This window comes from Psychrobacter sp. UBA3962, from assembly GCF_002385225.1.
Taxonomy (GTDB): domain Bacteria; phylum Pseudomonadota; class Gammaproteobacteria; order Pseudomonadales; family Moraxellaceae; genus Psychrobacter.
The window spans coordinates 1-18,271 of sequence record NZ_DGDC01000011.1 but is presented as its reverse complement, the minus strand read 5'-3'; the positions used below and the strand labels follow the sequence as shown (position 1 = coordinate 18,271).

The window sequence follows — 18,271 nt, the reverse complement described above, 5'->3', positions numbered from 1 at the left end:
TTTTGGCTCTTATTTATCAGTAGCGCGGCAGTTTTCTAAACGCTAAATAGTTCTCGTGTAACGGTTCAAGTTGCTCATGTAGTTGGGCTAAATCACCATTATTACACACCACATCATCGGCCTGTTCAACTCTGGCTTTACGGGACAGCTGATTGGCCATAATCGCTTTAATTTTTTCGACACTTTGAGTGTCACGGCTACTAGCACGTTTTAACTGGGTCTCCTCACTGGCATCTACCACTAAGACTCTGTCACACAAGGACACCAGTCCGGCTTCATAGCTTTCAAACAGTAAAGGGGCTGATAAAATAGCATAGGCAGACTTCACTTTACTGAGCTGATTTTTAATTTCTTGACGAATGGCAGGATGGGTAATCGATTCTAAGGTCAATAAGGCTTTGTCATTTTCAAAAACATGATCTCGGACAGCGCGGCGATCCATTTCCCCAGCTTCATCTAGCACCCAGTCTCCAAAGGCTTCGACCAGCTTTTGTAACGCGGGACTGCCTTTTTTCATGATCTGATGCCCCACCACATCTGCATCCACTACATCTATCCCTTTTGCCGCGAACCAATCTGATACAGCGGTCTTACCACTACCAATACCCCCAGTTAAGCCGATAATCGGGGTGTCTACATAAAAAGTTTGGAACTTTTGTGGCGGGTCAATCTCATGCTCATCTTGTTGGCTATCAGGGTGTGACGGTGAGTGGATGTGATTGTCGTATGTCATATCAATACCTTAAAACACGTGCTCTAGAAGATTAAACGGGGAAGGTAAGAGTGGCTAGCCGAAACTCCTACGCCCATATTGGGTGTTGTGCTCAAAATCAGGCTATAAACTCGCTCAAAGTTAGGCTATAAAAACATATAACCGCTAAAGTTAGCATGTTCTGACAATTGTTTTGTATTAATTGCTGTGCTTAATCTAAACCCGCTAGTAACCAAAGCGCAGGCAGCCTAATTAAATGGCAGAACGGTCAGCTAGCTATTGGGTTTATTTAATGAAGGTACCACTGTATAAGCGAGTGTCCATAGAGTAGAGCCACCATGCCAGCAATGGCCAGATAGGGACCAAAGGCAAAAGGACGACTTTCGGCTCGCTTACGCATTAAGATGATACCAATAATAGAACCGAGAAGCGAAGATAGCAAGATGATAAAAGGCAGTAGCACAGGGCCCAACCAAGCCCCTAGTGCTGCCAATAACTTAAAATCTCCTTCGCCCATGCCTTGCTTTTTAGTAAAAAGATAAAAGATTTTCACCACAATCCATAGGCTAAAATAGCCCAGCAGCAGACCCCATATTGATTCCGAGGCGGTGACAAATACCGAGTAGCTATTGACTGCTAGGCCCAAAGCCATCAAGGGAAAAGTCAGCTTATCAGGCAAATACTGACTGATAAGATCAATACCAGTTAGGGCAATGAGGCTCCAGACGAAAAGCAAAGCAAATAGCCCTTGTGATGTTACCCCGAGTCGATAGATCACCAGCACAGACAGCAGTGCCGTGCTTATTTCAACCAAGGGGTAGCGCCAGTGAATTTTGTGGCCACAGCCATGACACTTACCCCCCAGAGCTATCCAGCTCAATACAGGAATATTGTGATACCAACGCAGTGGCTGATTACAGCAGGGACAATGCGAGGCAGGGCTAGCTAACGACAATGGGGTATCTTGCATCACAATTTTTGCCACAGGCTGTAATAAGTTTGGCGCAATGTCTGATTGAGACTGGAGGAGTTGAACCGAGCCCACACGCCACTGCTGCATCATAATTTTGGGGGTGCGATAAATAAGCACATTCAAAAAACTGCCAACACATAACCCCAATACCCCAAAGAGGAGCAGTGCTGTTGCTAAGCTGTGTTGGAGGGTTTCAATAAATTGCCAAAGCTGCATGAGATAGCCTGTAAAAAGTAATCCAAAAAACATGTATAGCAATAAATTAAAATTGCCTCAATCCACTAGCCAATAACGGACCCAAGCTGAAAGATAGGCAGGTACATAGCAATGACCAAACCGCCTATGAGCAATCCTAAAACCACCATGATGACCGGCTCCATCAAGCTGGTGAGTCCTTCAACCGCATTATCCACTTCATTTTCATAGTATACGGCGACTTTATCTAACATTTCATCCAAGCAGCCCGAGTGCTCGCCAATACTAACCATTTGAATCGCCAATGTGGGAAATAACTGGCTACTGAGCATGGCAGAGTTTAAAGGCTGACCAGTGGCAACGTCTTGTCTAATCTGCTGAGTGGCTTGGAAAAACAGTTGGTTGTCAGTGGCTGCTGCCGTGGACTCTAGAGCTTGTAGTAAAGGAACGCCAGCTGCATAGGTGGTGGCTAAGGTACGAGAAAACCTAGCAATAATTGCTTGGTAAGTAATAGGCCCTACTATCGGTAGCTTTAACAAGGTTCGATCGAGAAAGCCCACAAATTGGGTGCTGCTATTTTTGGCATGGAAAAAACCAAAAACGGCTAATATGATGAGTGCTAGCATCAGCGCCCACCAACGTTGCACAGCATTAGAAATAGAAACCACAAATTGGGTAAAAGGGGGTAACTCAGAACCAAAAGCGGCAAATAAGTCACTAAATACCGGCACTACCTTTAATAATAAAATGAGACTGACTGTCATTGCTACTAGAATTACCGCAATAGGGTATTTGATGGCCTTTTTTATTTTGCTTTTTAGGTGTTCACTTTTTTCTTTATAAGTGGCGATGCGCTCTAACATGATGTCCAGCGAGCCTGAGTACTCACCGGCTTCAATTAAAGCGCAAAATAAACTGTCAAATTGCTTGGGGTGTTGGCTTAAAGCACTAGCAAGCGGCGTGCCTGACTCGACACTGAGTTTAACGCTGGTGACCAACTCAATCATATTAGCTTTGGTTAGGGACTCGATGACAATGGTCAGCGCTTGTAATAAGGGAACACCAGCTTTTGTCATAGTGGCCAGCTGGCGGGCAAATAGAGCGATATCTAGGGGCTTTATCTTGCTAGTCCAGCCAATCACAGGTTTGGATTTGCGCCGAATTCGATTGAGCACGATACCTTGTTTGCGTAGCTGTGCCTTGGCAATCGGTAGACTGCTGCTGCTGAGCTCCCCGGTGATACTTTGTCCATGACGATCAGTGCCGTGGTATACAAAATGAAATAAGGTGTCTTTTTTTACCTGCTTCACCGCTTGTCCTTAAGGGTTAGGGGTCTTGAGCTTAGGATAATTGAACTTCGACTGTCTACTATCGGTTAGCTTTAGGGGATCGCTAAGGCTGACTTATGATCACCCGCTGCATTTCTTCAATGCTGATAATGCCTCGTAGCACTTTTAATACAGCCGATCGTTTTAGATCATAAAAGCCCTGCTGCTCAGCCAGTGCTTTAACCTGTAACGCATTGCCTCCTTGCATAATCAGCTCGGCCAGTTTGTCTGTTAAAGGCAATATTTCAAAGATACCTACTCGGCCTTTATAGCCGTCTGTACAGTGCTCACAGCCCACCGCTTCAAAGATAGCAGAGTGAGTCGAATCACAATCTGATATTTGCTTTAGGTCGCTGTCTAGAAACCCCATTTGCAATAGACTATGAGTTGGCACATCAACGCGCTTTTTACAATGGATACATAAACGTCTGGCTAGGCGTTGAGCCACCACCAAGCTAATGGTAGTGGCAATATTAAAGTCGGCAACTCCCATATGATGTAAGCGGGCTAGGGTTTCTGTGGCTGAGTTGGTATGTAAAGTAGAGAGTACCAAATGCCCAGTTTGGGCAGCTCGAATAGCGCTATCAGCGGTCTCTAAATCTCGAATCTCGCCAATCACAATCACATCTGGGTCTTGACGCAAAAAAGACTTAAGTGCCGTATGAAAGCTTAGGCCTATCTTAGGGTTAATGCTAACTTGGTTCACTCCGGACAGGTTTATTTCCACTGGGTCTTCAACAGTAGAGATATTGGTGGTTTCGGTATTTAATAGCTTCAGACCAGCGTATAACGATAAGGTTTTCCCAGAGCCGGTGGGGCCTGTAATGAGCACGATACCTTGTGGTTGGTGTAAAGCTTGTAAAAAAAATTGCTGTTGATCTTGCTCAAGCCCCAGCTCACTAATGTTTACTAAGGAATCCGCTGAATCAATGACCCGGAGTACTATTTTTTCGCCAAATAAGGTGGGTATGGCACTGACTCTATAATCGAGAGTGTGGTTGTCGGCGGTGAGCAGTTTGATGCGGCCATCTTGTGGCAATCTGCGTTCTGAGATGTCCATTTGAGCCATGATTTTTAAGCGAGCAGAAACTTTGGCAATTAAAGACGGTAATAGGGTTGTCATTTGCTTTAGCAGGCCATCGATACGGAAGCGAACCCGATACAGCTGCTCATAAGGCTCAAAGTGTAAGTCTGAGGCCCCAAGCTGTACAGCCTGCATCAGCAATGAATTGACCAGTTTAACCACGGGATCATTGTCAAAGGCGGTCAGCTGCACCGCTGTGGCCAACGACTTTGAGGTGCCAAGGGGTTTAGGAGGTTTGGGTGCGGCTGAGGGATGCACAGAAACGCTAGCGTCGGGCATGGAGGCTTCTTATATAAGTAGGGTGCCTGCCTGACAAAAAAAGAGGATAAAACTTCAGACAAAAAATAGATTTTTTAGTAAACCTTATTTTTGCCCCTTTCACAAGCATTAAATAGAATTAGCTAAGCTTAATTGTGTGTGAAATTTTATAAACTGCATCCTATAAACAATATTCGAAACAATAAAGGCTAAATCAGTTGTATGAGACTATGATATAATATAGGGCTATCATATTTTTACGCTGACCACTATCCGTTACTATTAGGCTGTATTTTATTAAGCGCTTAATAGGTAAACCATTGGTTAATAAGTTGAATTTCTTTGATTGAGAGTGTTTTATGAAGTCTTGGATTGTCGGTAATTGGAAGCTAAATCCTGCCTCAGTTAATGCAGTGCAAGCCTTAGTGGATGATTTAGTAGAGGGTGTAGATGCTCAAGGCACCGCCCTACAAAACTGCCATATTATGGTGGCGCCAAGCTTATTGCATTTGTCTCAGGTTGAAGATATTCTGCGTACGAAATCGGCTGCTATCAAGCTGGCCTGTCAAGATGTGTCAGCTTTGTCTGCTGAAACGGGTGCCTATACCGGTGATGTTTCTGCGCAGCAGTTACAAGACTTAGGCGTACAATGGGCCATCATTGGTCACTCTGAGCGTCGTCAGTATTTTAATGAAGACAACGACACTTTATTAAATAAGATGAAACACTGTGCGGCTCAAGGCTTAGGTGTTATCTTCTGTATTGGTGAATCAGAGGCTGACTTTGAAGCAGGCAAGACTACCCAAGTATTGGCAGAACAACTGACTATTATTGCTAATTTTTTACAGCAGTCAGAGGCTGTCGATGCTGATTATATTGCCAATAAGTTGATTATTGCTTATGAGCCAGTTTGGGCCATTGGTACGGGTAAAGTGCCGAGTGTTGAAGAAGTCACAGAGGTTCACAAATTTATTCGTGAACGTTTACAGTCTTTTGAGGCCACATTAGGCAAGACTCCTGTTTTATATGGAGGCAGTGTGAAGCCTGAAAATGCTCAAGATTTTGCAGCCTCAGAGCAAATTAATGGGGTGTTGGTTGGGGGCGCTGCCTTAAAAGCGGGCAGTTTCCTTGACATTGCCAAAGCATTTTCTAAATAATTACGCTGCGGAGCAATAGCGACTCTTTGTCTCTGATTTAAATTGTCTTCGATTTAAATTAAAGCAGAGAGGTTAAGGGTTACTATTGGCACCAAGATATTGCTCCAGTTATCAAAAATTTAATGATTGAAGCTTTAACTGTTCAAACCTTAATGATTAAAGCTTCTTTATTAAAAGCTTTGTTATTAAAAGCTTTGTTATTAAAAGTTTCGTTATTAAAAATACAGTAAAATACAGTCACATAGAAATTTTCTCGTCTTTTAACTCTTAAGATTAAGTAAGGCAAAGCATGTTTAACATTATTCTAGCCATTCATATTATTGTTGCTATTGCCATGATTGGGTTGATTTTAATTCAACACGGTAAAGGGGCGGATGCCGGAGCTTCTTTTGGAGCGGGTGCCTCAGGTACGGTTTTTGGGGCTGCAGGTAGCGCCAACTTTTTAACCCGAGCCACTGCAGTATTGGCGGTTATCTTCTTTAGCACCAGTTTGACGTTGGCGGTTCATGCCCGCAAGCAAGCGGAAGGTCAGTATCAACTAGATGTACCAGCGGCCTCTCAAGTACCGGTAACAAATTCGCAGCCAGCACCTGCACCAGCAGAGTAAGGCAAAGCGCGGTATCTGTACTGATACTGGGGTCTCTACTTTTTAAATGGGTTGCACCCTAAGTTAAAGACGAGTAGAATGTGCCACCTAATTTAGAATAATTAGTGACCACTGAAGGCAAAGATTTAAGTTAATCTTCTTTTTCCTCAATAAAGATTTGATTAACGTTAATAAATGATCTGGCCTTGTGGGATATGACAAGTTACAAAATGCGATTGTGGTGGAATTGGTAGACACGCCATCTTGAGGGGGTGGTGGCGCAAGCTGTGAGGGTTCAAGTCCCTCCAATCGCACCAATATGATTGTGTTGACTCTGCTATCAGATATGTATAGTATGGTCATTCAGTTTGGCACTTAGGCAGCAGTTATTAGCTAGCCAAGGGGCAAAGTAGTAAAGGTAAGACTATAAGTTCAGTGATTTATAGGGTGATCGTAAGTTTTTAAATTTAAATTAGTTTATTGCTTGACAACCCTTTTAACTTTACATATAATAGTCAGCCTAGATTGATGCGGGGTGGAGCAGTCTGGTAGCTCGTCGGGCTCATAACCCGAAGGTCGTTGGTTCAAATCCAGCCCCCGCTACCATTTTTATTTCAATCTTACTTTTTATTTAACCCACCATATTGTTTGTGGGTTTTTTTGTATCTGTTATTTTTAATATTGCCTAATAGTCATAATATGCATTTATAATAGATACTTCTATTTATGGACTAAAAAACGAGTCATGAAGTTATCTAATAAAGTCACTCAGTTAACCGACATTATTGCCCCAGCTGTGGCTGCTTGTGATGTAGCGCTGTGGGGAGTGGAATTCTTACCGCAAGGTGGGCGTTCACTATTACGCATATATATTGAGTCATTGCCAGAAGACAAAGCCGCTGATAAACAAGTTACTATTGAAGACTGTGCAGCGGTCACTCACCAAGTTAGTGGTGTGCTTGAAGTGCATGATCCTATTGCAGGCGAATATGTCCTTGAAGTTTCCTCTCCAGGTCTTGATAGACCTTTCTTTGCCCCTGAGCAGATGTCGGATTATTTGGGTCAAACGCTTAATTTGCGTCTGATTCAAGCAGTTGGCGTGGGAAGCTCGAAACGCCGTAAAGTGACAGGTAAGCTTGAGCAATTAGGCGATAAACAATTATCTGTAGTCACACCCGAAGGCGAACAGTTCGATATTGCCCTTGATAACATTGATAAAGCAAATTTAATCTATCAAGATTTGTAATCTTGGCATATAAGTGAATCTAAAGCTTACTATTTATTTGATTTGATTCGGACATTTACTGTTAACTTTTTAACCTACCTTATATATTAATTTAGGTTGGCATAAGAGATAATAGTAATTAGCGTTTTGAATGAACTTAAACCTCACAGCTTTTAGGCCCGAGATAAAAAATAAATTTAATAATTTTTTGCTACTTTAAATGATAAGTAGGCGAGGATAGGTGTGTAATGAGTCGAGAAATTTTAACGGTAGTAGAGACCGTCAGTAACGAGAAAGGCCTAAATCCAGAAGACATCTTCGAAGCAATCGAAGAGGCTTTGGTGGTTTCTACTAAAAAAAGAGTCTATACCGAGCAGCCTGAAGTTGCTGTGCGTGTTGAAATTGACCGTGATACCGGTGACTATGATACGTATCGCTATTGGACCGTTGTCGCTGATGAAGACCACGAGATGCCTGCTTGTCAGTTAGCCATCAGTGATCTTGATGAAAACGAATGGTCAATTGGTGATATTAAAGAAGAACAAATCGAGTCTATCGAGTTTGGTCGCATTGCCGCCACACAAGCCAAGCAAGTTATTATCCAAAAGATACGTGAAGCTGAACGTGCTTTAACTGCGGATGCCTTCGAGCCAAGAATTGGTGAGATGATGTATGGCGAAGTTAAAAAGCAAACTCGTGATGGCTATATCATTGATCTAGGCGATAATGCTGAAGGCTATTTATCACGCGATCAAATGTTGCCTCGTGAACAATTACGCGTAAAGTCTCGTATTAATGCTATCCTATATCATGTAAATCGCGATAACCGCGGTGCGCAATTATTATTATCACGTACCAGCCCAGATATGCTGATTGCGTTGATGAATAAAGAAGTACCAGAAATTAACGAACAAATCATAGAAATTCGTGATGTGGCCCGTCAGCCTGGTGTTCGTGCTAAAATATCAGTGAAGACCAATGATCATCGTATCGATCCTGTGGGTGCCTGTATTGGTATGCGTGGGACTCGTATCCAAGCCGTGCAATCAGAGCTTGATGGAGAGCGTATTGATGTTATCGTATGGTCTGATGATCCGGCACAGTACATTATCAGTGCTTTAGAGCCAGCAGACGTAAGCAGTATTATTCTAGATGAAGATGCCAAAACAGCAGACATCATCTTTACTGCTAATGATCAGTTAGCGCGCGCCATTGGTGCCCAAGGTCAAAACGTACGTTTGGCTTCAGAGTTAACCGGTTATAAACTAAATATGATGCTTGAGGCGGAATACCTAGAGCGTCAACAGAATGAAACAAAAGCTTATATTGAGCTGTTCTATAATCGTCTAGAAGTAGACGAAGACTTAGCTCAAGCGTTAGTAGACGTAGGCTTTACCAGTATTGAAGAAGTGGCTTATGTGCCTGCTGAGACTTTCTATGACATCGAAGGTCTTGACGACGACGCGATTGAAATGATTCAAGAGCGTGCAAAAGAAGTAGTCATTGCTGATGAACTGGTTAAACAGCAAAATATGAAAGAGCCAAGCGAAGAGTTGCTCACAATGGACGGCATGACGACCGACTGGGCGTATAAGCTGGCTCAACGTGACATCATCACGTTAGATGATTTAGCAGAGCAAGCAGTATTTGATCTTGAAGACATTGAAGGTCTTGATGAGAAAATTGCAGGTGAGCTGATCATGAAGGCACGTGAATCTTGGTTTAATGAAGAATAATAAATAGGTGACTATAAATGGCAGATAAGACCGTCAAAGAATTAGCAGACATGGTAAGCAAATCAGTCAGTGCAGTACAGAAGCAACTGACTGACGCTGGGCTGCCTGCTCGTGGCGAGGATGACCTGGTCACCGAGCTTGAGCAAGAACAGCTGGTAGCTTTCCTGAAGCAAACACACGGACAAAAAGAAAAACGTCGTATTAGCTTGAAATCTAAAACGACCAGTACCGCTCGCGTGACTGGCTCTTCAGGCAAGTCAAAAAGCGTTAATGTTGAAGTTCGTAAGAAAAAAGTATTTGAAAAGCCCGATCCCAACAAATTGGCTGAAGAAATTGCTGCGCGTGAAAAAGCGGCTTTAGAAGCGAGGCAACGCGCTGAAGAAGAAGCGAAGAAACGCGAACAAGCCAAAAAAGAAGCCGAAGAGCGTCAAGCAGCCACACTGGCGGCGATGCGTGCTAACTTGGGTGGCGGTAGCTCCTCTGATGACAAAAAAGACGAAGTCTCTACGGTTGTCGTGAAAAAAGGCAGTAAAGCTGCAGCAGAAGCAAAACAAGCTCCGAAAAAGAAAGCAGCACCGACTAAGCCAAAAGTGGAAACAGCAGCAGAACGCAAAGCGCGTGAAGCCCGTGAAGCTGAAGAAGAACGTCTACGCAAAATCGAAGCAGAAACTCGCCGTAAGCAAGCAGAAGAAGCTCAGAAGAAAACTCTTGAGCAAATGCGCAAAATGGCCGGTAAATACAGTGATAAAGAGCCTGTGGCTGAAGTTCGCAAAGATGAGCCATTGGCTGAAGGTTTAGTGGGCGAAGCATTAGAAGAGTCTTTTGAAAAAGAACGTCGTGAAATCAAACGCGGTTCTTCTAGCACAGCTACTCGTGGCCGTCGCCGTAAAGGTCAAGAAGAGCGTGAAATTCGCAACCGTAAACACGGCTTAAAATCTTCACAAGCCTCTCAGCATAAATTTGAGAAGCCCGTTGAGAAGATTGTTCATAATGTTGAAATTCCGGAACAAATCGTTGTTTCTGATTTGGCTCAGCGCATGGCAGTTAAAGCTCGTGAAGTCACTAAGTTACTTATGAAGATGGGCGAGATTGTTGCTGCGGATGAAGCTATTGATCAAGCCACAGCCAGCTTAATCGTTGAAGAAATGGGTCATAACCCAGTTCCAGTTAGTGATACTAAAGTTGAAGACGACTTACAAGAAGCGGTGGAAGAGCGCAGCAGTAACGTTCAAACTCGTCCGCCAGTAGTAACTATTATGGGTCACGTTGACCATGGTAAGACCTCTTTATTAGATAAGATCCGTGAAACGAAAGTAGCGCCAGGTGAAGCCGGCGGTATTACGCAACATATCGGTGCTTATCATGTTAAGACTGAGCGTGGTGTCATTACTTTCCTAGATACTCCAGGTCACGCGGCGTTTACCGCTATGCGTTCACGTGGTGCACAAGCGACGGATATCGTAATCCTAGTTGTGGCTGCTGATGATGGTATGATGCCACAAACTGAAGAAGCCATTGATCACGCTCGTGCTTCTGGTACGCCAATCATCGTTGCTATTAACAAGATGGATAAGAGCACCGCTGATCCTGATCGCGTACTAAACGAGTTAACCACCAAAGAAGTGGTAACAGAAGAGTGGGGCGGTGATGTTCCATTAGCGAAGATTTCTGCTAAAACGGGCGAAGGTATCGATGAGCTGTTAGAGCTGGTAAACCTACAAGCTGAGCTTATGGAACTTGAGGCACCTACTGAAGGTGCTGCACAGGGTGTGGTCATTGAATCACGTCTTGAAAAAGGCCGTGGTGCCGTTGCCAGTGTTCTAGTTAAGAAAGGGACCTTAAACCAAGGGGATCTAGTCTTAGCCGGTGAATTCTACGGTAAAGTTCGTGCGATGACTGATGAGACAGGCCAACGTGTTAAATCAGCCGGTCCGTCAATCCCAGTAGAGATTCTAGGTCTACCAGACACACCAGCAGCGGGTAGCGAATTCTTAGTTGTATCTGATGAGAAGAAAGCCCGTGAAGTGGCGGAATTCCGTGCCAACCGTGAGCGTGAGCAACTGCTTGAGCGTCAGAACAAGATGCGTCTTGAAAGTATGTTTGAGCAGATGGGTCAAGACGACTTGTCTTTCTTAAATATTATCTTGAAGACAGACGTACGCGGTACGCTAGAAGCCCTACTTGCAGCCTTAAACGAGTTATCTACTGACGAAGTTAAAGTGAAAGTGATTAGCTCAGGTGTGGGCCCAATCGCAGAGTCTGATGTAACGCTTGCTGAATCAAGTGAAGCGGTATTATTAGGCTTTAACGTTCGTGCTGACAATGCTGCTAAGCGTAAAGCGGATGAAGCGGGTATTGATATTCGTTACTACAGCGTAATCTATGGTCTAATTGATGATGTGAAGGCGGCGATGAGTGGTATGCTGTCTCCTGAACATCGCGAGAAAATCTTGGGTATCGCTGAAGTACGTGACGTATTCCGTTCAAGTAAGTTTGGTGCAGCCGCTGGTTGTATGGTGGTTGAAGGCACTATCTATCGCAACAAGTCTATCCGCGTATTACGTGATGACAAAGTGGTCTTTACTGGCCAACTTCAGTCTCTACGTCGCTACAAAGATGACGTGAACGAAGTGCGCTCTGGTATGGAGTGTGGTCTTGCGGTTCGCGGCTATGACGTTGAAGTGGGTGATAAGATTGAAGTGTTTGAAATCCAAGAGATTCAGCGTACTATCTAAGTATTAAAAGTAGTTATCAAAGACCTATCAGGTCATCCTGTTAGGTCTTTTTTTGTTTTTTATAGCCATTATATTATGAGTTATTATCAGTCATAACCACTCAAAGTCACACCAAGTAGTGCTGATAATGAGGGTCAGGCTGTTACTAATAACTGCATTAAAAGGAAGAACCATGAGCCAACGTTTACAACGTGTGGGTGATCAAATTCAGCGTGAACTTGCTGTTCTTATTCGTGATGAGATTAATGATCCCCGTTTAACAGGTTTTGTTACTATCTCAAGCGTCAAAGTAAGCTCAGATTTGGGTTATGCAGACGTTTATGTGACGGTAATGGAACCCGAGCTAAATGATGCGATGAGTAAGCACAGTCACGAGGCCAGCATAGAAGTGCTTAATAAAGCGGCAGGCTTCTTGCGTACTGAATTAAGTCATAGCCTTAAAACACGCACTACACCTCGCTTAAGATTCCATTACGATGAAGTGACTGCTCGCGGTAACTACATGATGGAGCTGATCAATAAAGCCGTGACCAAGACTGAGCAAACCGAAGCCAATAGCGATGAAGATGGCGACGACAATAACTCAGCACTCTAATAGCTAGCCTACTTTGGGTTTTGAGTTTAATTTGCCTTTGAGTTTCACTGAATTGAGTAGATATCAATGACGACAAATAATACAGCCAGCTCCGCTCAATCCTCAAATAAAGCCCAAAAGAGTAAAGTGTCAGGCGTTATTTTGATTGATAAACCGAAGGGAATGACCTCGCAGCAGGTGGTCTCTAAGGTGAAGTATTTGCTTAAATCTCCTGTCCATGACAGTAAAAAGGCCGGTCATACCGGCACCCTTGATCCTATGGCCACGGGGTTATTGCCTGTATGTTTGGGTGAAGCAACTAAGTTTAGCCATTATCAACTTGACGCGGATAAATCTTATCAGGCCGTTATCAAATTAGGGGTTCAAACCGATACCGGTGACGCAGAGGGGCAAACCATTGCCGAAAAAGACATCCCTGAAATTTCTGCAGTAGACTTAGCGCAGGTAACCGCTCAGTTTTCTGGTGATATCAAACAAATTCCGCCCATGTATTCTGCCTTAAAAAAAGAGGGCAAAAAGCTGTATGAGTATGCCCGTGCAGGTATCGAGATTGAACGGGAAGCTCGTCCTATCAGCATTAAACAGCTGGTTTTAGAGCAGGGTGAAGCAAAAGACGAGTTATTATTAACAGTGACTTGCTCTAAAGGCACCTATGTGCGAGTGTTGGGAGAGGATATCGCTCAAGCTTTGGGCACTTTGGGGCATCTTACGGCTTTGCGTCGGACACAAGTGGGTCATTTCGATATTGAGCAAGCCATCAGCCTTGACGAGCTAGAAGAGCAAACACATGAACAGCGTTTGGCTCAATTGCAAAGTATAGATGCTTGTATCAGCGGGCTAAGCTCGCTTGTGGTGACCGATGAGCAGTGTCAACGTTTGTTAATGGGTCAACGTCTCAATGTTAAGTCGCAGCTTGATGAAGCGTTAACCGCTTATTTAATCAAGGAGCTGGGTGATAATCAGGACTCAGATAAGGAAACCGCCCAGGCTGAAAGAAGTTGTGATATTAAGTTATTTAATGAGGAAGGCGACTTTTTGGGGTTAGGTGAGTTACAACTAAATGGCCGTTTACAGCCGAAGAAAATGATTCAGAGATGAGCATTGCAGTTATCTGGTTAGCTTATCAGTCAGTAAAACAGTTAGTAAAATAAATTGGAAAAAGCCCATATCTTATTGAATGATATGGGCTTTTTTTATGGGTTTATGGAAAGTGGTTTTTCTAGATTACGTTTAGTTATACAAGTTACTTAGCAGCCACACATTTCACAAATACATACATTTCCTTGCAACTGGTATCTTTTATGGGCGCTATTAAGCTTGTAGTGTAGATAGTGAGCCTAAGGAAAGGATTACATTAAAAAGAAAAAGTTAAACTGCAAATCTAAAGAAAAAAATAAATAAGAATAAAATAAAAAATTAAATAATAAAAATAAGTAAGCCAATAATTAAAAAGCATAACGCATAAAAAGAACAATAAGAGACAAGAATAATAAGTGAAGAAAGGGTTGAGTAAAGTTTAGCCTCAAAATAATAATGAATAGGCCCATACTCTTAAACCTTACTAGAACAATAAATAATAATAACCATCGATCCAACTAGAACAGAAGTCTAGATACAGCAGTATTTAAAGTCTCAATAATAACGGAGTGTTTAATAATGAGTACTAAAATCGCATTTTTATTAAGTTCATATTTTGAACAATCAGAATATGAAGAAGTGGACCGCTTGTTACGAGACAAAGGCCATGAAACGGTATTAATTACCACTAATGATAAAAAAGAAGTACAAGGTATGAAAGGAGATGTGGATAAAGCAGACACCTTTACTGCCGATCTCTTTCTCAGCGAAGCCAATGCTGAAGATTATGCTGCCCTTGTATTACCAGGCGGTACAGTAAATGCTGATACTATCCGCGTAGACAAAGTCGCTCAACATTTTGTCAAAAGTTTTTATGACAAAAATAAAACAGTAGCCGCTATTTGCCATGCCCCTTGGCTGCTTATTAACTCAGGATTAGCAAAAGGTAAGACTTTAACCGCTTATCACACCCTACAAACAGACATTGAAAATGCGGGCGGTACTTTTGTAGACAAACGAGTACAACAAGAGGGAAATCTAATTACATCACGTAATCCTGATGATATTGAAGCCTTTGCTGAGGCTATTGATAAATCTCTCAGTCAGTCGTAATCCCTGTTAGAAACATAAAATACAGCATTGAATAAAAGCAATTTACAACTTTATCCATCAATAATTTTTATAACAGTTAAGGAAAATATTATGTCTAATGATAATAAATTTGCACAACAACAATCAGAAGCCGAACTTGCGGGTTTAAAAAACCAAGTTGAAGGTAATTTAGGTAACAATAAAGACAAGGATCAAGACGAAGCGGCAGAAGGCATCGCTGAAAATCTTGAAAAGACACAATCTAAGTAGTTCCCTAAACCGGAGATTATCATGAGTGACAAGAAACTAAACCAGGATGCAGATAGCTTAGAAGAAGCTTTAGACGATAAGCAGGAGCCTGATACTTTAGCAGAAGCGACTACTGCTCCTTTAGAGGATGAAACATTAGGTCGTAACGCAACTGAAGCAGACAGACCTAAAAATAAATAAGACAAATCCTGATTCAAAGAAGAGTTGAGATTTAAGGCTCTGCTGAATCTATTTAAAAAAACTACTCACCTAAGAGTAGTTTTTTGTTATAATGATAGGCTTACTTAGTCATTTTTTTAGGTCATCTCTAGTAATGCAGGGATGTCCTCAATAAAACTGACTTTATATTATCAATGCATTGCAGGAGAAAGTTATGCTAACTAAAACCGATCGCGAACAAATTATTGCTCAATATCAGCGCGCCCCTGGCGATACTGGTTCACCTGAAGTACAAATCGCACTACTAAGTGCCCGTATCAATGATCTACAAGATCACTTCAAAGAGCATAAAGGCGATCACCATAGCCGTCGTGGTTTAATCCGTATGGTTAACCAACGCCGTAAGCTACTAGATTACTTAAAAGGTAAAGATTTAGCTCGCTACGCAGCACTAATCAGCGAACTAGGTCTGCGTCGTTAATTTTAACGGTGGCTTTAAGTTCATTCTCCCTAATTGGAGCTATGAGTTTATGTCAAAAGTTAAATTAAAGCGCTCATGCCTTAGATAAAAAAAGACGGTGTGAATATTTCACGCCGTTTTTTATATCTCATTCTTTATCCTCACTTTCTTCAAAGCTGGTCATTGTCTAGTGAGATAATCCAGTCAGGGTGTCAAGTGACTTTTATTGGTCAACTATGGCAAATCCCTGTAAAATAAGAGGCCATCTATTTGATGATAATGGGCTTCTAACGTTTGCCGTGTTTGGTTGAAACCGTCTGCGTCTGTATTACAGGCAGGGGTTTGATTCTTTAAAAAGCAGTCAAACGTTAGAGGCTAAAGTAAGTCTCAATAGATGTGTTACCCCTTTATATTTGCTAATTTATAAAAATAGGAAAAATTAATGTCAATGTTCAATACCATTTCTCGAGAGTTCCAATATGGCAACCAGCAAGTAATCATTGAAACCGGTCGTATCGCTAGACAAGCGAACTCAGTGCTTGTGCATATGGGCGGAGTATCCGTATTGGTGGCAGCTGTGGTTAAAAGTGATGCCAAAGAAGGTCAAAACTTCTTCCCACTAACGGTTAACTATCAAGAGAAAATGTACGCAGCAGGTAAAATCCCTGGTGCTTACGGCAAGCGTGAAGGCCGTCCAACTGAATTTGAAACGCTAACTTCTCGTCTAATTGACCGTCCAATTCGTCCTTTATTCCCAGAAGGCTATGTCAACGAAATTCAAATCACAGCCACTGTGGTATCAAGTGATAAAAAACACTATGCTGATATCGCTGCTATGATTGGTGCTTCTGCGGCACTGGCTATCTCAGATGCGCCTTTCAACGGCCCTGTTGGTGGTGCTCGTGTTGGTTTTATCAATGGTGAATACGTTCTTAACCCTTCTATTGAAGAGTTAGAGACCAGTGATCTTGATCTGGTGGTTGCGGGTACTAAATCTGCGGTATTAATGGTTGAATCAGAAGCCGCTGAGCTGTCTGAAGATCAAATGTTAGGCGCGGTATTATATGGTCATGAGCAGCAACAGATTGTTATCGATAACATCGTTGAGCTGGCCAAAGCAGTTGGTACTGAAAAACAACAGTTTGTTGCTCCAGAGCTAAACGCTGAGTTAAAAGAAAAATTAACCACTCAGTTTGGTAGCCAAGTAGCTGATGCTTATTCAATCAGCGATAAGCAAGACCGTTATACCAAGCTTGATGAAATCAAAGCTGCTGCTATCGAAGCTCTTGCAGGGGATCCTGAAAGCGAAGAATTTGGCGAGAAAGAAGCGCAAATCAAAGAAATCTATGAAGATCTTAAGTACCGCACCGTTCGTGACGCCATTCTTTCTGGTAAGCCACGTATTGATGGTCGTGACTTAGACACAGTTCGTGCTTTAGATATCCAAGTAGGCGTATTACCTTATACTCATGGTTCTGCTCTATTTACCCGTGGTGAGACTCAGGCCTTAGTTACTACCACTTTAGGTAACTCACGTGATGTTAACCTAATTGATTCACTAGCCGGTACTATCCAAGATCACTTCATGCTGCATTATAACTTCCCACACTTCTCAGTAGGTGAGACAGGTCGTGAAGGGGTGCCAAAGCGTCGTGAAATCGGTCATGGTCGTCTAGCTCGTCGTGGTGTTCAAGCCATGCTTCCAGACAGTGACCGCTTCCCATACGTAATCCGTGTGGTGTCTGAAATTACTGAATCTAACGGTTCTTCTTCTATGGCTTCAGTTTGTGGCGCTAGCCTTGCCTTAATGGATGCTGGTGTGCCAATGAAAGCTCCTGTGGCCGGCATTGCCATGGGTTTAGTTAAAGAAGGCGATCGTTTTGCGGTGTTATCAGACATCTTAGGTGACGAAGATCACTTAGGCGATATGGATTTTAAAGTGGCCGGTACAAAAGACGGTATCACTGCATTGCAGATGGATATTAAGATTGAAGGTATCACTCCTGATATTATGGAAAAAGCACTTGAGCAAGCTCACGCCGGTCGTATCCATATCCTAAATGCAATGAATGAAGTATTGCCAGCCAGCCGTACTGAAATTAATGCCCATGCGCCTAACTATGCGGTTATGGAAATTAACTCAGACAAGATCCGTGATGTAATCGGTAAAGGCGGTGCAACTATCCGTCAGTTAACTGAAGACACAGGTGCGGTTATCGATATCGACGACAATGGTACCATTCGTATCTTTGGTGAAAACAAGGCAGCTACTAAAGAAGCGATTCGTCAGATTGAAGCGCTAACTGCAGAAGTTGAAGTGGGTAAGGTCTATAAAGGTACTGTAGCTCGTGTTGTGGATTTTGGTGCATTCGTAACTGTACTACCAGGTACTGATGGCTTAGTCCATATCTCACAGATCTCAGATGAGCGTGTAGAAAACGTTTCTGACTATCTAAGTGAAGGCCAAGAAATCAATGTATTGGTTCAAGACGTTGATAACCGTGGCCGTATTAAGCTAACCATGAAAGGCGTTGAGCAAGAGCAAGCTTAATTTGCTTATGACCTAACTTGGTCTAATACAAAAAAAGCCGCTTCTTTAAGAAGCGGCTTTTTTAATACAAAATGTCCC

16 protein-coding genes and 2 tRNA genes are annotated in these 18,271 nt (G+C 42.7%); 14 read left to right on the top strand and 4 right to left on the bottom strand.

All coding sequences use genetic code 11. From position 1 onward, the window contains the following. Window positions 1-16 precede the first annotated feature (16 nt). The 4 genes from coaE to B3S92_RS03165 form a co-directional block, all read right to left on the bottom strand. On the bottom strand, window positions 17-733 hold the full coding sequence (gene coaE / locus B3S92_RS03180; RefSeq protein ID WP_296202672.1) for a dephospho-CoA kinase: 717 nt from the start codon (window positions 731-733) through the stop codon (window positions 17-19). 268 nt (window positions 734-1,001) lie between these two features. Further along, window positions 1,002-1,901: a prepilin peptidase gene (locus B3S92_RS03175; RefSeq protein WP_296202669.1), complete on the bottom strand. Its 900-nt coding sequence runs from the start codon at window positions 1,899-1,901 to the stop codon at window positions 1,002-1,004. Window positions 1,902-1,966: 65 nt separating this feature from the next. Continuing rightward, window positions 1,967-3,190, bottom strand: a complete 1,224-nt coding sequence (locus B3S92_RS03170; protein WP_296202667.1) for a type II secretion system F family protein — start codon at window positions 3,188-3,190, stop codon at window positions 1,967-1,969. Between the two features lie 82 nt (window positions 3,191-3,272). Further along, window positions 3,273-4,571: an ATPase, T2SS/T4P/T4SS family gene (locus B3S92_RS03165; RefSeq protein ID WP_296202665.1), complete on the bottom strand. Its 1,299-nt coding sequence runs from the start codon at window positions 4,569-4,571 to the stop codon at window positions 3,273-3,275. A gap of 338 nt (window positions 4,572-4,909) precedes the next feature. Here B3S92_RS03165 and tpiA point away from each other — a divergent pair, with 338 nt between their 5' ends. The 14 genes from tpiA to pnp all read left to right on the top strand — a co-directional run bounded on the left by tpiA (window position 4,910) and on the right by pnp (window position 18,193). After that, window positions 4,910-5,707, top strand: coding sequence for a triose-phosphate isomerase (tpiA, locus tag B3S92_RS03160; RefSeq protein ID WP_296202663.1), 798 nt, complete (start codon window positions 4,910-4,912; stop codon window positions 5,705-5,707). A gap of 289 nt (window positions 5,708-5,996) precedes the next feature. Then, entirely contained in the window at window positions 5,997-6,314 is a 318-nt protein-coding gene (secG, locus tag B3S92_RS03155) for a preprotein translocase subunit SecG (RefSeq protein WP_077450778.1), read from the top strand. 211 nt (window positions 6,315-6,525) lie between these two features. Then, window positions 6,526-6,610 (top strand) — tRNA-Leu (locus B3S92_RS03150). Window positions 6,611-6,822: 212 nt separating this feature from the next. Further along, window positions 6,823-6,899: transfer RNA gene (locus tag B3S92_RS03145), tRNA-Met, on the top strand. A gap of 139 nt (window positions 6,900-7,038) precedes the next feature. Continuing rightward, on the top strand, window positions 7,039-7,539 hold the full coding sequence (gene rimP, locus B3S92_RS03140; protein WP_077448307.1) for a ribosome maturation factor RimP: 501 nt from the start codon (window positions 7,039-7,041) through the stop codon (window positions 7,537-7,539). Between the two features lie 227 nt (window positions 7,540-7,766). After that, window positions 7,767-9,254, top strand: a complete 1,488-nt coding sequence (gene nusA, locus B3S92_RS03135; protein WP_077450777.1) for a transcription termination factor NusA — start codon at window positions 7,767-7,769, stop codon at window positions 9,252-9,254. 17 nt (window positions 9,255-9,271) lie between these two features. Continuing rightward, on the top strand, window positions 9,272-11,989 hold the full coding sequence (infB, locus tag B3S92_RS03130; protein ID WP_296202658.1) for a translation initiation factor IF-2: 2,718 nt from the start codon (window positions 9,272-9,274) through the stop codon (window positions 11,987-11,989). A gap of 172 nt (window positions 11,990-12,161) precedes the next feature. Beyond that, window positions 12,162-12,584: a ribosome-binding factor A gene (locus B3S92_RS03125; protein WP_296202656.1), complete on the top strand. Its 423-nt coding sequence runs from the start codon at window positions 12,162-12,164 to the stop codon at window positions 12,582-12,584. A 66-nt stretch (window positions 12,585-12,650) separates the two neighbouring features. Beyond that, window positions 12,651-13,682 (top strand): tRNA pseudouridine(55) synthase TruB, encoded by a 1,032-nt coding sequence (truB, locus tag B3S92_RS03120; RefSeq protein WP_296202654.1) that lies wholly within the window; start codon window positions 12,651-12,653, stop codon window positions 13,680-13,682. Window positions 13,683-14,240: 558 nt separating this feature from the next. Beyond that, window positions 14,241-14,774, top strand: a complete 534-nt coding sequence (locus tag B3S92_RS03115) for a type 1 glutamine amidotransferase domain-containing protein (RefSeq protein ID WP_296202652.1) — start codon at window positions 14,241-14,243, stop codon at window positions 14,772-14,774. Between the two features lie 90 nt (window positions 14,775-14,864). Further along, entirely contained in the window at window positions 14,865-15,023 is a 159-nt protein-coding gene (locus tag B3S92_RS03110; RefSeq protein ID WP_296202650.1) for a hypothetical protein, read from the top strand. A 21-nt stretch (window positions 15,024-15,044) separates the two neighbouring features. Further along, complete coding sequence (locus B3S92_RS03105; protein WP_296202649.1) at window positions 15,045-15,203, top strand: hypothetical protein; 159 nt, start codon at window positions 15,045-15,047, stop codon at window positions 15,201-15,203. Between the two features lie 193 nt (window positions 15,204-15,396). Further along, complete coding sequence (gene rpsO, locus B3S92_RS03100; RefSeq protein ID WP_028858412.1) at window positions 15,397-15,663, top strand: 30S ribosomal protein S15; 267 nt, start codon at window positions 15,397-15,399, stop codon at window positions 15,661-15,663. A 421-nt stretch (window positions 15,664-16,084) separates the two neighbouring features. After that, window positions 16,085-18,193 carry a polyribonucleotide nucleotidyltransferase gene (gene pnp, locus B3S92_RS03095; RefSeq protein WP_077451864.1) on the top strand — a complete coding sequence of 703 codons (2,109 nt, stop codon included), beginning with the start codon at window positions 16,085-16,087 and terminating at the stop codon, window positions 18,191-18,193. Window positions 18,194-18,271: the final 78 nt, after the last annotated feature.

Coding starts and splice junctions, on each gene's coding strand:
- coaE (WP_296202672.1), bottom strand. CDS start 733: ATGACATACGACAATCACATCCACTCACCGTCACACCCTGATAGCCAA.
- B3S92_RS03175 (WP_296202669.1), bottom strand. CDS start 1,901: ATGCAGCTTTGGCAATTTATTGAAACCCTCCAACACAGCTTAGCAACA.
- B3S92_RS03165 (WP_296202665.1), bottom strand. CDS start 4,571: ATGCCCGACGCTAGCGTTTCTGTGCATCCCTCAGCCGCACCCAAACCT.
- tpiA (WP_296202663.1), top strand. CDS start 4,910: ATGAAGTCTTGGATTGTCGGTAATTGGAAGCTAAATCCTGCCTCAGTT.
- secG (WP_077450778.1), top strand. CDS start 5,997: ATGTTTAACATTATTCTAGCCATTCATATTATTGTTGCTATTGCCATG.
- rimP (WP_077448307.1), top strand. CDS start 7,039: ATGAAGTTATCTAATAAAGTCACTCAGTTAACCGACATTATTGCCCCA.
- nusA (WP_077450777.1), top strand. CDS start 7,767: ATGAGTCGAGAAATTTTAACGGTAGTAGAGACCGTCAGTAACGAGAAA.
- infB (WP_296202658.1), top strand. CDS start 9,272: ATGGCAGATAAGACCGTCAAAGAATTAGCAGACATGGTAAGCAAATCA.
- B3S92_RS03125 (WP_296202656.1), top strand. CDS start 12,162: ATGAGCCAACGTTTACAACGTGTGGGTGATCAAATTCAGCGTGAACTT.
- truB (WP_296202654.1), top strand. CDS start 12,651: ATGACGACAAATAATACAGCCAGCTCCGCTCAATCCTCAAATAAAGCC.
- B3S92_RS03115 (WP_296202652.1), top strand. CDS start 14,241: ATGAGTACTAAAATCGCATTTTTATTAAGTTCATATTTTGAACAATCA.
- B3S92_RS03110 (WP_296202650.1), top strand. CDS start 14,865: ATGTCTAATGATAATAAATTTGCACAACAACAATCAGAAGCCGAACTT.
- B3S92_RS03105 (WP_296202649.1), top strand. CDS start 15,045: ATGAGTGACAAGAAACTAAACCAGGATGCAGATAGCTTAGAAGAAGCT.
- rpsO (WP_028858412.1), top strand. CDS start 15,397: ATGCTAACTAAAACCGATCGCGAACAAATTATTGCTCAATATCAGCGC.
- pnp (WP_077451864.1), top strand. CDS start 16,085: ATGTCAATGTTCAATACCATTTCTCGAGAGTTCCAATATGGCAACCAG.